This window comes from Microbacterium sp. PI-SA-G (assembly GCF_057215335.1).
In genome coordinates, this window is record NZ_CM170103.1 from 2,763,557 (window position 1) to 2,777,119 (window position 13,563).

Consider the following 13,563-nt stretch of genomic DNA (forward strand, 5'->3'; position numbering starts at 1 on the left):
CGGCGATCAGGCGGAGTAGGGGCGCAGATCGACCGCGCCGTCGGTGCTGCGGTACGCCCGCGAGCCCATGCCATGCTCGAGCACCCAGCCGTAGTCGTGGCCGGCGCCGCCGGGGTAGACCGCGAGGAACGCATAGGGCTCGTCACCGGTGTTGACCGAGCGGTGCGCCCAGCCCGGGGGGATGTAGCCGATCGTGCCGGGCAGCATGTCGAGCCACTCGGTGCGCTCGCCGTCGAACATCAGCAGTCCGCCGCGGCCCTTCAGAGCCAGGTAGATCTCGCCCTGGTGGTCGGGATGCTGGTGGCCCTTGGTCATCCAGAGCTCGCCGGCGGTGTCGCCGGGCATGATCGTGGTGATCGACTGGGGGAGCTCGCGGTCGACCTCCGGCACGGGGGAGCTGGTGACGGTGTAGACGATCGGGTCGTCGCCCTGCGCGGCGGTCGCCCAGGCATCCGCGTCGAGGAACAGGCCCTCGAGGTCCGACATGCGTCGCGTGAGAGTCGGGCCCTCCGGCGACAGCGTGAGCTTCTCGGCATCGAAGGCGATCGCCATCGGAGAGATCGGCGGGGTGTGGTACTCGGGCATCGGTGCTCCTCGTGCGCGGCTGTGCTCGTCGCGCGCGCCACAGCGTGCGCGCAACCTGTAATAACAAGTGAGCATACCTGTGATGACAGGTGGCGTCCAGCGGGGTCGCGCTCGTGCTTCAGCTGGTTCCGGTCGCAGTTGCTGTCGTGTCGGGTGGGCGTCGATGTGTTCCGGTCGCAGTTGCTGCCGCTGGGGTGGCGGGGAGGTGGCACGAAGTGCGACCGGAGGGGTGGGGTGGGATGCCGGGGGTGGGGTGCCGGGGCGGGTGCGGGGCGGGATGCCGGGGGCGGGCGCGAGGCGCGGGTCAGGTGGTGGCGCGGCGGGCGCGGTAGGCGGCGACCGCGTTGCGGTTCGCGCATGCGGTGGAGCAGTAGCGCTTCGAGCGGTTGCGCGAGAGGTCGAGGGCGAGCGCCTCGCAGCTGTCGTCGTCGCAGATGGTGATGCGCGAGCCCTCATCGGCGCGGATGACGTCGATCAGCGACATCGCGGTCTCGATCAGCACGCGCTCGGCGAGGGGGTTCTCGTCGGCGACGGCGTGCAGGTGCCAGTCCATCTCTCCGTGGCGGGCGAGGCGCGGGGTGAGGCGACTCTCGGCGAGGGCGCTGTTGACGTGCGCGGCCATGTCGTCGCGCGGGGCTAGCAGCATGTCGCGCAGCCGCGGGCGCAGGGTGCGGAGCGAGGCGAGCTCGGTGTCATCGCGGTCGAGGCGGCCCGTGTAGGGGAACGTCGCGAGGAAGGTGTCGAGATCGTCGAGTGTCGCCAGCGTCTCGGGGTCCTCCGCGGAGTTGACGAGCCAGACGGCGGCGCGGAGCGCGTCTTCCGTGTCATCCGTGAAGATCATGTTGACATCTTACATCGCACGCGAGTAGCGTCACATCTCATGAACGCAGTAGCCGATGACACACGCAACGTCCGCACCGTGCGGCTCGGGTTGCCGCTGGCGATCGGCGCCGCGGTCGCCTTCGGGATGTCGGGCGCCTGGGCGCGCGGACTGATCGACGCCGGATGGACGCCGGGTGCCGCCGTGACCGCGCGCATCTGGGTGGCCGCGCTCGTGCTGCTGATCCCCACGATCGTGTCGCTGCGCGGGCGGTGGGGTCTGCTCCGGCGCAACGCCGGCATGATCGCCGCCTACGGACTTCTCGCGGTGACGGCGACGCAGCTGTTCTACTTCCAGGCCGTCGCGGTGATGGACGTCGGAATCGCACTGCTGATCGAGTACACGGCACCGGTCGCGGTGATCCTGTGGCTCTGGATCCGGCGGGGCGAGCGTCCGAGCCGGCGCAGCATCCTGGGTGCGGGCATCGCGTTCGTGGGGCTGGTGCTCATGCTCGACATCCTCACCGGCGCGAGCGTGAACGGCGCCGGCATCCTCTGGGCACTCGGTGCGATGGTCGGTGCCGCGACGTATTTCGTGCTCTCGGCGCGGGCCGACACGGGGCTCCCGCCGCTCGCTCTCGCCGGAAGCGGGCTGCTGCTCGGCGCGATCGGGCTGACTGTCGCGGGCGCCGTGGGGGTCGTGCCGATCGCGTGGAACACCGATAACGTCGCCTATCGCTTCGGCACGGTGCCGTGGTTCGTGCCGGTGCTCGCGATCGGGGTGCTCGCGACAGGGCTCGCCTATGTGCTCGGCATCGCCTCGACCCGGATGCTGGGATCGCGACTGGCGTCGTTCGTCGCGCTCGCCGAGGTCGTCGCCGCGCTGATCTTCGGCTGGCTGCTGCTCGGGCAGATTCCCGGACCGCTTCAGGCGGTCGGCGGGGCGCTCGTGCTCGCGGGGGTGGTGGTGGTGAAGCTCGGGGAGCCGGTGCCGCCCGTGGTGTATACAGAATGATGCTCGTTGGGAACGAATACCCCACTTAGCGCGGTTTGTGTATACGCTAAGCAGCGTGACCCTTTCCGTCGAACGCACCACCGCGGGCGATCGCGCATACGCGGCTCTGCTCGACGGCATCCAGTCCGGGTCGCTCCAGGCCGGCACTGTGCTCGGCGAGGTCGAACAGGCCGCGCGACTCGGCGTCAGCCGCACGCCCCTGCGCGAAGCGCTCCGCCGACTCGCTTCCGACGGGCTCGTCGTGCAGCAGTCCCCCCGCGTCACCGTCGTCGCGGATCTGGATGCCGACGACATCCGCGCCCTGTTCGAGATCCGTCGCGCGCTCGAGGAGACCTCCGCGCGTCTCGCCGCGGCCCGCGGAGACGCCGCCCTGTTCGCCGCCCTCGCCGAGGAGTTCGGCCGCGTCGACCTCACCGCCCCCGCCGGGCGCGACGCCTACTACGCCCTGATCGCCCGCTTCGACGCCGCCCTCGACGCCGCCGTCGACAACGACTACATCGCCTCGGCCCTCCGCACCGTCCGCACGCACCTTGTCCGGGTGCGGCGCATGGCGCGCGATCGGCCGACGCGGCTCGCGGCATCCATCGCCGAGCACCGCACCATCGCGCAGGCGCTCGCCGCCCGCGACGGCGACCTGGCCGCCCACGCCACCCATGTGCACCTGCACAACGCCCTCATCGGCATCCTCGACACTCTGACTCCGACCCCGAAGGTGTGAAATGACCGTCACCCACCACGTCCGCGTGCACCGCAGCGACGAGAACCTCGACCGCGCTGACCAGCTCGCCTGGAAGATCGCCGAGGTCGCCGCCGACCCGGTCGAGGTGGAGCACGACGTCGTCGACATGATCATCAACCGCCTGATCGACAACGCGTCGGTCGCCGCGGCATCCCTCACGCGCGCGCCCATCAACGCGGCGCGCGCGCAGGCCTTCAGCCACGCGGTGTCGACCGGCGGCGCCGGCGCCAACCTCTTCGGCGCGGCACTCGATCACCGCACGAGCCCCGAGTGGGCGGCGTGGGCGAACGGCGTGGCCGTGCGCGAGCTCGACTACCACGACACCTTCCTCGCGGCGGAGTACTCGCACCCGGGCGACAACATCCCGCCGATCCTCGCGGTCGCCCAGCACACCGGCAAGGACGGGCGCGCGCTCGTGCGTGCCATCGCCACCGGCTACGAGATCCAGATGGACCTCGTGCGGGCGATCTGCCTGCACAAGCACAAGATCGATCACGTCGCCCACCTCGGCCCGTCGGCCGCGGCCGGCATCGGCACCTTGCTCGGCCTCGACGTCGAGACGATCTACCAGGCGGTCGGTCAGGGCCTGCACACCACGACCGCCACACGGCAGAGCCGCAAGGGCGAGATCTCGACGTGGAAGGCGCACGCCCCCGCCTTCGCCGGCAAGATGGCCGTCGAGGCGGTCGATCGGGCGATGCGCGGCCAGACCAGCCCCGCACCGATCTACGAAGGCGAAGACGGCGTGATCGCGTGGATGCTCGACGGCAAGGATGCCGCGTACGAGGTGCCGCTGCCTGCGGCCGGCGAGCCGAAGCGCGCGATCCTCGACTCGTACACGAAGGAGCACTCGGCCGAGTACCAGGCGCAGGCGTGGATCGACCTGGCCCGCAAGCTGGGCACCGCGAATCCGGCGCTCCGCGACCCCGCGAACATCGACGCGGTCGTGCTGCACACCAGCCACCACACGCATTACGTGATCGGGTCGGGAGCGAATGACCCGCAGAAGTACGACCCCACCGCCTCGCGTGAGACGCTCGACCACTCGATCCCGTACATCTTCGCGGTGGCGCTGCAGGACGGCGGCTGGCACCACGTCGACTCGTACGCGCCGTCTCGGGCCGCGCGGGAGGACACCGTGGCGCTGTGGCACAAGATCACCACGGCTGAGGACGCCGAATGGACGCGCCGCTACCACTCCGAGGACCCTGACGTGAAGGCGTTCGGCGGCCGCGTCGAGTTCCGCCTCACCGACGGCACCACCGTGGTCGATGAGATCGCGGTCGCCGACGCCCACCCGCTCGGCGCCCGTCCGTTCGCGCGCGAGAACTACATCGCGAAGTTCCGTCTGCTGGCCGAGCCCGTGCTGGAGTCGGCCGAGATCGAGCGGTTCCTGTCGCTCGTGCAGCGGCTGCCCGAGCTGACCGCCGCTGAGGTCGCGGAGCTGTCGATCGTCGCGAAGCCGGGCCTGCTCGATGGCGCCGACGCCCCCAAGGGACTGTTCTGATGCTGGCTCACCGCGCCTCGGCGTTCACAACTCAGCAAGATCTGGCGGCCCGGATGCGCGACCCGCGTGATTCCGGGGCCCGATGCCGCCAGGGTGGCCGTTCTTGCGGAGTTATGAACGCGGCCGGCGAGAGAGGACTGTTCTGATGCTGTATTCCACCGTCACGCCGGCCGAGAAGCGCCGCCTGTTCCGTGAGCGGCTCGCGAGCGGCGAGCTGCTGCGCTTCCCCGGTGCGTTCAACCCGCTGAGCGCCCGCCTGATCGAGCAGAAGGGCTTCGACGGCGTCTACATCTCGGGCGCGGTGCTGGCCGCCGACCTGGGCCTGCCCGACATCGGCCTCACCACGCTGACCGAGGTCGCCGGGCGGGCGAAGCAGATCGCCCGCATGACGGACCTGCCCGCGATCGTCGACGCCGACACCGGGTTCGGTGAGCCGATGAACGTCGCCCGCACGATCCAGGAGCTCGAGGACGCAGGTCTCGCCGGCGCCCACATCGAAGACCAGGTCAACCCGAAGCGCTGCGGACACCTCGACGGCAAGAGCGTGGTCGACGAGGACACGGCGGTCAAGCGCATTCGGGCCGCCGCCGACGCCCGCCGCGACGAGAACTTCCTCATCATGGCGCGCACCGACATCCGCGCCGTCGAGGGGATGGATGCCGCGATCGACCGCGCCAAGGCACTGGTCGACGCCGGGGCCGACGCGATCTTCCCCGAGGCCATGCGCACCCTCGAGGAGTTCGAGGCGATGGCCGCAGCCCTCGACGTGCCGATCCTGGCGAACATGACCGAGTTCGGCAAGAGCGAGCTGTTCTCGACCGCGCAGCTGCAGAGCGTCGGGGTCAGCATCGTCATCTGGCCGGTGTCGCTGCTGCGCACGGCGATGGGCGCGGCGGACCGTGCGCTCGATACGCTGAACGACGAGGGGCATCTGACCTCGAAGCTCGGCGAGATGCAGCACCGCGCCGATCTCTACGACCTGATCGACTACGAGTCGTACAACCACTTCGACTCGGGCGTCTTCAACTTCACAGTCGACAACACCGGTCGCTGAGCGCAGCGAAGCGGACATCCGACCCGGTTGCTGAGCGAGCAGCGAAGCGCCGAGTCGAAGTACACGAAGGAGTGACCATGACCGAGCCGGACATCAAGAAGGGGCTCGCGGGCGTCGTCGTCGACACGACCGCGATCTCGAAGGTCAACCCCGAGACGAACAGCCTGCTGTACCGCGGCTACCCGGTGCAGGAGCTGGCGGCGACGCAGCCGTTCGAGGCGGTCGCGTACCTGCTGTGGAACGGAGAGCTGCCGAGCGCCGACGAGCTTGCGGCGTTCCGGCTGGTCGAGCGGCAGCACCGCGCCCTCGCGCCGGCTGTCAAAGACGCGATCGACCGGTTGCCGCTCGACTCGCATCCGATGGACGAGGTGCGCACCGCCGTGAGCGTCATCGGCGCGATCGAGACCGCCGGCATCGCGAACGTCCTCGACGCCGTGGGCACGCCGGAGGAGAACCTCGAGCGCAGCCTCACGCTGTTCGCCGCCCTCCCCGCGATCGTCTCGTACGGGCAGCGCCGACGTCGGGGTCTCGATGCGCTCGAGCCGCGCGACGACCTCGACTACGCCGCCAACTTCCTCTGGCTGACCTTCGGCGAGGAGCCCGAGCCTGCGGTGGTCGATGCCTTCAACCGTTCGATGGTCCTCTACGCGGAGCACTCGTTCAACGCCTCGACGTTCACCGCCCGCGTGATCACCTCGACGCTCAGCGACCTGTATTCCGCAGTCGTCGGAGCCATCGGCGCCCTCAAGGGTCCGCTGCACGGCGGTGCGAACGAGGCCGTCATGCACATCTTCGACGAGATCGGCACGGCCGACCAGGTGGGGCCGTGGCTCGACAGGGCCCTCGCCGAGAAGCGCAAGATCATGGGCTTCGGGCACCGCGTCTACAAGCGCGGCGACTCGCGCGTGCCGACGATGAAGGCCGCGCTCGACGCGCTGGTCGAGCACTACGACAAGCCCGCCGTGGGTGAGCTGTACGAGAAGCTCGAGAGCGAGTTCGTCGAGCGGAAGGGCATCTACCCCAACCTCGACTACCCCTCGGGACCCGCCTACAACCTCATCGGGTTCGACACGCTGACCTTCACGCCGCTCTTCGTCGCTGCGCGGATCACCGGCTGGACCGCGCACATCATCGAGCAGCAGTCGTCGAACGCGCTGATCCGCCCGCTGTCGGCCTACGACGGCCCCGACGAGCGCCACATCGACGAGTACGAGCCCGACACCTCGGCGATCGAGGTGCTCGAGCGCCCGGAGGAGGCCGCCGGCTGATTGGGCTCTCCCTCCGATCGCGAAGCGCGCCGCACACGAAAGGCGCCGCACACGAAGGGCGCCGCACACGAAAGGCCCCGCACACGAAAAGCCCCGATGCTCGAGAGCATCGGGGCCTTTCTGCACTCACATCGCGTCAGGAGCGGGCGACGTCCAGCTCGATGACCGACCACGACAGCGGGGGGAGCGTCGCGCGTACGGCGCCGCCCACGACCTCGGCCGCGCCGAGCGGCACCATGTGCACACTGTCGGGCGTGGTCTCGAGGTTCGAGGTGTGCCGGTCTCCGCCCTCGGGAATCGTCAGCGTCTCGGCCTGGCGCAGGCGCACGTCGCCGAGCCCGTGCAGGTCGATCGTGAGGTCGTTCGCCTCGTCGAGTGAGCGGTTCGCCACGAAGACGACCAGGCGTCCGGTCTCCTCGTCCCACGTCGCGGCCGCGTCGACCGCGTCGACTCCGCCGTAGCGCTTCGTCTCGATCTGCGGCGCCGACACCGCCAGGCGCAGGATGCGCCCCTTCGCCAGGCGTGCCATCCGCTCGAACGGCCAGAAGCTCGTCTGGCGCCACGCGGCCCCGCCCTCCTCCGAGCGGATCGGCGCGATCACGTTCACGAGCTGCGCCTGGTTGGCGATCTTCACCCGGTCGCCGTGGCGCAGCAGGCTGTTCAGCAGCGTGCCGACGACGACGGCATCGGTCACGTTATAGGTGTCCTCGATCAGACGCGGATGCTGTCGCCACCCGGCCCTCTCGATCTCCTTCGCCTCGACGTCGTTGTACTTCACCTGGTCCCAGACGTTCCACTCGTCGAACGAGAGATCGATCTGCTTGGTGTGCTTGCCGGCCGCCTTGACCGCGTCGACCGTGGCGATCACGCCGTCGATGAACGCGTCCATGTCGGTGGACTCGGCGAGGAACGACTCGGCGTCGCCGTCGTGCTCCTGGTAGTACGCGTGCATCGAGACGAAGTCGACCTCGTCGTACGCATGCGTGAGCACGGTGTGCTCCCACGACCCGAACGTCGGCATCGAGCGGCTCGACGAGCCGACGGCCACGAGCTCGATCGACGGGTCGACCAGCTTCATCGCCTTCGCGGACTCCTGCGCCAGGCGTCCGTACTCGGCCGCCGTCTTGCCGCCGATCTGCCACGGGCCGTCGAGCTCGTTGCCCAGGCACCACAGCTTGATGTCGAAGGGCTGCTCGGCGCCGTTCTTGCGGCGCAGGTCCGACCAGTAGGTGCCACTGGGGTGGTTGGCGTACTCGACGAGGGCGCGGGCCTCCTCGACGCCGCGGGTGCCGAGGTTGATCGCCTCCATCACCTCGACGTCGGCCTCCTTCGACCACTCCATGAACTCGTGCAGACCGAAGGCGTTGGTCTCGATCGTGTGCCAGGCGCCGTCGATGCGCACCGGGCGGTCCTCGGCCGGACCCACGCCGTCCTCCCACCGATACCCCGAGACGAAGTTGCCGCCGGGGTAGCGGATCACGGTCGGACCCATCTCCTTCACCAGGGCGAGTACGTCCTGACGGAAGCCGCGCTCGTCGGCCTGCGGGTGCCCCGGCTCGTAGATGCCGGTGTACACGCAGCGCCCCATGTGCTCGACGAATGACCCGAAGAGTCTGCGGGGGACGTCGGCGATGGTGAAGTCGCGGTCGATGGTGATGCGGGCCTGAGACATTGCTCTCCTCATGAGTGGGCCGTGGGGTGGGGGAAGGATGCTGCGGATCACTGACCGCCGAAGCCGCTCGTCGCGACTCCCTTGACGATCTGCTTCTGGAAGATCATGAACACGACGATCAGCGGCAGCGCCGCGAGCACGGCCTGCGCCATGACCTGGGCGTACTGCACGCCGTACGCGCTGATCACCGTCTGGAGTCCGACCGGCAGCGTCATCAGGGTGGTGTCGTTGATGACGAGGAACGGCCAGAGGAAGTTGTTCCACGCGCTGATGAACACGAAGATCGCCACCGACGCGAGGATCGGGCGCGACAGCGGCAGCACGATCGACCAGAAGATGCGCAGACGCCCGGCGCCGTCGACGCGGGCGGCGTCTTCGAGCTCGATCGGGACCGCGTCGAAGAACCGCTTCAAAATGAACACCATCGCCGGCGCGACGACCTGCGGCAGGATCAGACCCCAGTAGGTGTCGATCATGTTGAAGGCGAGCATCTCGTAGAACAGCGGGATGATCAGCACCTGCGGCGGCACCACGATCGAGGCGATGATGACGACGAACAGCCACTTGCGTCCGCGGAATTCGAGACGCGAGAAGGCGTAGGCCGCGAGTGCCGAGATCGTCAGCGTGATCAGTGTGACGGCGACCGAGGTCCACAGGCTGTTGAACGCCCACGTGTAGACGTTGCCCTGCGAGAGGATCGCGGTGAACGCGTCGGTCGTCGGACCGCTCGCACCGATCCAGCCCGGGTCGCCGGACGCGGCATCCGTCTCGGTCTTGAAGGCGGTCGCGATCGCCCAGAGGAACGGCAGCAACCAGCCGAGAGCGAGGAGCGCCAGCACGACGAACGCGACGACGCGCAGGGGGCCGAACGGCTTCTGGCCGGGGAGGTGGGTGCGGCGCGGAGCCCGCGTCTTCGCGGTGGTGACCGTCTCGGTGTGGGTGAGGGTGGCGGAGGACATCAGTGCTGCTCCTTCCGGCGACGCGACACCAGGGCCTGCGTCACGCCGATGACGACGATGAGAGCGAAGAAGACGTACGAGATGGCGGCCGAGTATCCGAAGCGGTAGCTCACGAATCCGGCCTCGTAGATGTACTGCACGATCGAGCGGGTGGTGTCGCTCGCGACGCCCCCGAGCATCTGGTACGCCTGATCGAACAGCTTCAGAGAGGCGAGGATCTGCAGGATCAGGATCAGCACGGTCGCCGGTCCGAGCTGCGGAAGGGTGATCGACCAGAACTGGCGCCAGGCGCTCGCGCCGTCGAGCGATGCCGCCTCGTACTGCTGCGGCGGGATGTTCTGCATCGCGGCGAGGTAGAGCAGGAAGTTGAACCCGACCGTCCACCAGACCGTCGCGATGACGATCGACAGCATGTTGGTCTCGGGGTTCTGCAGCCAGGCCAGGGGCTCGAGGCCGAAGAACGCGAGGATGTTGTTGGCGGCGCCGACCTGCGGGTTGAAGATCCAGACCCAGATCTGCGAGATCACGGTCGAGGCGAGCAGGTACGGCATGAAGAACGACAGCCGCCAGAGCCACTGCCCGGGAAGACCGCGGTCGACGAGTGCCGCCATGATCAGCGCGATCGCGACGAGCGGGACGGTGGAGAGCAGCGTGAACCAGACCGTGTTCCACATCGATCGCCACATGACCGGATCGCCGAGCGCCTCGGCGTAGTTCGCAAAGCCGATGAACGATCCGCCGGCGCCGGTGAGGGACTGGTCGGTGAAGCTGAGGTAGATGCCGTGGATGATCGGCCAGGCCAGGAACAGCACGAAGGCGATCAGGAACGGGGCGAGGAACGCCCAGCTCACGAGCTGGTCGCGGCCGCTGCCTGCGATGCGGCGGTCGCGGAAGTCACCCGGCTTGCCGGTGACGATGGTACGCGTGGCGTCGGCGTCGCGCGTCGGTGCGGTGGTCATGAGGCGAACGTCCCCTCGGGGTCGGCCGGATTCGGCTGGGAGAGCAGCGTGTTGATGCGGGCTTCGAAGCGATCGATCGCCTCGGCCGGGTCGGCGCCGTTCAGCAGCACGCCCTGCACGGCGGCTCCGAACTCGCTCTGGAAGCTCGACCCGGATCCGGTGAACCACGCGGTGGGGTCGTAGACGACGTACTCGGCGGCTTCGGCGTAGTGCGCCTGGGGGACGAGGTCGTCGTACTCGGGGGAGGAGGTGACGGGCAGGAACGCCGGCACGTGTCCGGCCTCGGCCCACGGGAACGATCCCTTGAGCATGTCGGCCACGAACTGATAGGTCAGATCGCGCCGTGCGGGGTCGGCGTTCATCTGGTGCGGCAGCACGAACGAGTGCGAGTCGGCGTACACGGCGGGAGTGCCGTAGAGCGTCGGGATCATCGTCGCGTCGAACGGGAGCTCGGCGCCCTGCATGGTGCGCAGCTCCCACACGCCGGTCATGAGCATGCCGCTCTTGCCGGTCGCGAACTCGGCGATCGCGCTGCCGTAGTCGTTCTGGGCGGCGGCGATCTCGCCGTCGAGCAGCGTCTGCATGAAGGTGAGCGACTCGACCGCCGCCTCCTTGTCGATCACGGCCTTGCCGCCGATCGGCAGTTCGATGGCGAGTCCGTGCTGGGCGTACAGCCCGTAGAAGAGCCGCCACATCTGCGCGCCGTCGCCGAGGTATCCGAACGAGAGTGCGTGATCGGGGGCCGCGCCGCCGACGGCTCGCAGCTGCTCGAGGAACTCTTCGGGCGAGGTGGTCTCCTGCAGGCGGCCGTCGGAGTCGAGCACGCCCGCCGCGTCGCAGATGTCGGTGTTGAACATGAGGACGAACGGGTGGGCGTCGAGGGCGACGCTGTACATGTTCTCGCCGACGAAGCCCTTCTCCCAGATGGGCTTCGGGAAGGTCGACTCATCCACGCCGAGTTCGGCGAGGCGGTCGACGTCCCACGGGTCGAGCAGGCCGCCGGGTGCCCAGCCCACCGTGCGGGTGGCGTGCATGATCGCCACATCGGGCGCGCGGCCTCCGGCACCCGCCATCGCAAGCTTCGTGTAGTACGGGGTTCCCCACGCGAGCACCGTGGGGCGGATGGCGAACGCCGACTGGGCGCCGTTCACCTCGTCGAGCAGCGCCGACATGGTGACGCCGTCACCGCCGGAGAGCAGATGCCAGAACTGCAGGGTCTCGGTGCGGGAGCCGAGGACGGCTCCGGGGGCGCAGCCGGCGAGGAAAGCCGTGCCGGCGGCGAGTGATGCGGCAGTCAGGAACTGCCTGCGGGACAGATCGAGCGGGGGCGTCATCGTCACTCCTTCGTGACCGTGAGGTGGATGACCTCATCATTACATCGATGTAATCGGTGCGCAAGAGGTGGGGTGCGGCATCCGGGTCCCGGGGTTCCTGGTTCCGGTCGCAGTTCCTGCCGCCCGGCATCCGCCCTCCGGGGTTCCGGGTTCCGGTCGCAGTTCCTGCCGTCCGGCATCCGCCCTCCGGGGTTCCGGTCGCAGTTCCTGCCGCCGGGCATCCGCCCTCCGGGGTTCCGGTCGCAGTTGCTGCCGCCCGTCGCCCCCGGGGACGGCACGAAGTGCGACCGCAAGCGGCGGGGGATGGGCGGCGGATGCTGCCCGCTGCGCGCGCAGCATCCGCCGCCGAGTGCACGGGATACTGCCCGCCCCCAGAATCTGCTCGCCGAGTGCACGGGATGCTGTCGACTGCACGGGGTATTCGCGCCAGGAAGCCGTGCACTCGACGGGATGCCGTGCACTCGGCGAAGGTTGGGGGGCGGAGGTTGGGGGTACGGCGCGGGACGGGGGGCGTGCGGGGCGGACGCGGGGACGCGCGTCAGGGGCGATAGCCGGCGGGGCGGCCGCGGGTGCTCGCACGCTCGAGCAGGCGATGCGAGAGCGTGAGGGAGCGCGGCGGTGCGGCGCGGTCGTCCATCCGCGTCTCGAGCAGGCCGAGGGCGGCGACCGCGAACGCCTGTCGATCGAACGCGATCGAGGTGAGCGCGGGGGACGTGTACTTCGAGAACTCGACGTCGTCGAAGCCGGTGACGATCACGTCGTCGGGCACGCGGATGCCGTTGTCGTGCAGCGTGTGCATGGCACCCAGCGCCAGCGAGTCGGTGAACGCCACGATCGCATCGAACGCCACGCGCCGTGCCAGCAGGGCGCGCACCGCATCGGCCCCGCCGGCCATTGACCACGGCAGGCGGTTGATCTCGAGCGCGGGATCACGGGCGATGCCGGCCTCGCGGAGTGCATCGTGCACGCCCTCGAGACGCAGCCGGCTCGTGGCCGTCGCGACGGCGGGATCATCGTCGGCGCCGACCACCGCGATGCGCGTCGCTCCGCGCGAGAGCACGTGCCGGGTCGCGTCAGCCGCCGCCATCCGGCTGTCGATGCGCACGTGGTCGGCGCGATTCTGCTCGACCTCGCCGATGACCACCAGGGGCGGCAGGCGGTCGGCGTACTTCAGCACGCTGTCCTCGAGGCGGATCGGGTTCAGGATCAGCCCGTCGACGAGGTGTGCGCGTGCGCGGGAGACCAGTTCCTTCTCGCGTTCGGGATCGGATGCCGTCTCCTCCACCTGCACGGCGAGGCCCCGGTCGTGTGCGGCCTCGACGATGCGGTGCACGAGTTCGGCCGAGAAGGCGGTGGCGAGATCGGGCAGGGCGACGGCGATGATGCCCGAGCGTCCCTTGCGGAGTCCGCGGGCGCTGAGATTGGGCACGAAGTCGAGCTGAGCCATCGCCGCGTCGACCTTGAGGCGGGTCGCCTCGTTCACCGGGACGGAGCGGGTCACGACGTTCGAGACGGTCTTCGGCGACACCCCGGCGAGCGCGGCGACATCCTTCATCGTCGCGCGGCGCGGCGGCATCGTCGTCATCCGGTCAGCCTAGCTCGCAGGCCCGTCACGGCAGGACTGCCACGATGTAGAGCCGCGGCCCGTGGCT

12 protein-coding genes are annotated in these 13,563 nt (G+C 69.3%); 5 read left to right on the forward strand and 7 right to left on the reverse strand.

All coding sequences use genetic code 11. The annotated features are described in order from the left end of the window. Window positions 1-6: 6 nt before the first annotated feature. Window positions 7-585 (reverse strand): glucose-6-phosphate isomerase family protein, encoded by a 579-nt coding sequence (locus tag AC2D10_RS13615; RefSeq protein ID WP_484708432.1) that lies wholly within the window; start codon window positions 583-585, stop codon window positions 7-9. Window positions 586-889: 304 nt separating this feature from the next. Then, the gene (locus AC2D10_RS13620; RefSeq protein WP_484708433.1) at window positions 890-1,426 is read right to left on the reverse strand and encodes a CGNR zinc finger domain-containing protein; all 537 of its coding nucleotides are present in this window, start codon (window positions 1,424-1,426) and stop codon (window positions 890-892) included. Between the two features lie 39 nt (window positions 1,427-1,465). On the opposite strand from AC2D10_RS13620, the gene AC2D10_RS13625 reads away from it, so the two are divergent. The 5 genes from AC2D10_RS13625 to AC2D10_RS13645 all read left to right on the forward strand — a co-directional run bounded on the left by AC2D10_RS13625 (window position 1,466) and on the right by AC2D10_RS13645 (window position 6,987). Next, window positions 1,466-2,419, forward strand: coding sequence for an EamA family transporter (locus AC2D10_RS13625; protein WP_484708434.1), 954 nt, complete (start codon window positions 1,466-1,468; stop codon window positions 2,417-2,419). A gap of 55 nt (window positions 2,420-2,474) precedes the next feature. Further along, window positions 2,475-3,137, forward strand: coding sequence for a GntR family transcriptional regulator (locus AC2D10_RS13630; RefSeq protein WP_484708435.1), 663 nt, complete (start codon window positions 2,475-2,477; stop codon window positions 3,135-3,137). 1 nt (window position 3,138) lies between these two features. Then, complete coding sequence (locus AC2D10_RS13635) at window positions 3,139-4,665, forward strand: MmgE/PrpD family protein (RefSeq protein WP_484708436.1); 1,527 nt, start codon at window positions 3,139-3,141, stop codon at window positions 4,663-4,665. A 145-nt stretch (window positions 4,666-4,810) separates the two neighbouring features. Continuing rightward, window positions 4,811-5,719, forward strand: coding sequence for a methylisocitrate lyase (gene prpB / locus AC2D10_RS13640; protein WP_484708437.1), 909 nt, complete (start codon window positions 4,811-4,813; stop codon window positions 5,717-5,719). A 77-nt stretch (window positions 5,720-5,796) separates the two neighbouring features. Continuing rightward, window positions 5,797-6,987, forward strand: a complete 1,191-nt coding sequence (locus AC2D10_RS13645; protein WP_484708439.1) for a bifunctional 2-methylcitrate synthase/citrate synthase — start codon at window positions 5,797-5,799, stop codon at window positions 6,985-6,987. Between the two features lie 136 nt (window positions 6,988-7,123). Here AC2D10_RS13645 and arfA read toward each other — a convergent pair whose 3' ends face one another. From arfA to AC2D10_RS13670, 5 genes are all read right to left on the reverse strand, one after another. After that, complete coding sequence (gene arfA, locus AC2D10_RS13650) at window positions 7,124-8,659, reverse strand: arabinosylfuranosidase ArfA (protein ID WP_484708440.1); 1,536 nt, start codon at window positions 8,657-8,659, stop codon at window positions 7,124-7,126. A 47-nt stretch (window positions 8,660-8,706) separates the two neighbouring features. Further along, complete coding sequence (locus AC2D10_RS13655; protein ID WP_484708442.1) at window positions 8,707-9,618, reverse strand: carbohydrate ABC transporter permease; 912 nt, start codon at window positions 9,616-9,618, stop codon at window positions 8,707-8,709. After that, the gene (locus AC2D10_RS13660) at window positions 9,618-10,577 is read right to left on the reverse strand and encodes a carbohydrate ABC transporter permease (protein WP_484708443.1); all 960 of its coding nucleotides are present in this window, start codon (window positions 10,575-10,577) and stop codon (window positions 9,618-9,620) included. The genes AC2D10_RS13655 and AC2D10_RS13660 overlap by 1 nt, the downstream gene beginning before the upstream one ends. Further along, on the reverse strand, window positions 10,574-11,911 hold the full coding sequence (locus AC2D10_RS13665) for an extracellular solute-binding protein (protein ID WP_484708444.1): 1,338 nt from the start codon (window positions 11,909-11,911) through the stop codon (window positions 10,574-10,576). The genes AC2D10_RS13660 and AC2D10_RS13665 overlap by 4 nt, the downstream gene beginning before the upstream one ends. A gap of 538 nt (window positions 11,912-12,449) precedes the next feature. Further along, complete coding sequence (locus AC2D10_RS13670; RefSeq protein ID WP_484708445.1) at window positions 12,450-13,496, reverse strand: LacI family DNA-binding transcriptional regulator; 1,047 nt, start codon at window positions 13,494-13,496, stop codon at window positions 12,450-12,452. Window positions 13,497-13,563: the final 67 nt, after the last annotated feature.

Coding starts and splice junctions, on each gene's coding strand:
- AC2D10_RS13615 (WP_484708432.1), bottom strand. CDS start 585: ATGCCCGAGTACCACACCCCGCCGATCTCTCCGATGGCGATCGCCTTC.
- AC2D10_RS13620 (WP_484708433.1), bottom strand. CDS start 1,426: ATGATCTTCACGGATGACACGGAAGACGCGCTCCGCGCCGCCGTCTGG.
- AC2D10_RS13625 (WP_484708434.1), top strand. CDS start 1,466: ATGAACGCAGTAGCCGATGACACACGCAACGTCCGCACCGTGCGGCTC.
- AC2D10_RS13635 (WP_484708436.1), top strand. CDS start 3,139: ATGACCGTCACCCACCACGTCCGCGTGCACCGCAGCGACGAGAACCTC.
- prpB (WP_484708437.1), top strand. CDS start 4,811: ATGCTGTATTCCACCGTCACGCCGGCCGAGAAGCGCCGCCTGTTCCGT.
- AC2D10_RS13645 (WP_484708439.1), top strand. CDS start 5,797: ATGACCGAGCCGGACATCAAGAAGGGGCTCGCGGGCGTCGTCGTCGAC.
- arfA (WP_484708440.1), bottom strand. CDS start 8,659: ATGTCTCAGGCCCGCATCACCATCGACCGCGACTTCACCATCGCCGAC.
- AC2D10_RS13655 (WP_484708442.1), bottom strand. CDS start 9,618: ATGTCCTCCGCCACCCTCACCCACACCGAGACGGTCACCACCGCGAAG.
- AC2D10_RS13660 (WP_484708443.1), bottom strand. CDS start 10,577: ATGACCACCGCACCGACGCGCGACGCCGACGCCACGCGTACCATCGTC.
- AC2D10_RS13665 (WP_484708444.1), bottom strand. CDS start 11,911: ATGACGCCCCCGCTCGATCTGTCCCGCAGGCAGTTCCTGACTGCCGCA.
- AC2D10_RS13670 (WP_484708445.1), bottom strand. CDS start 13,496: ATGACGACGATGCCGCCGCGCCGCGCGACGATGAAGGATGTCGCCGCG.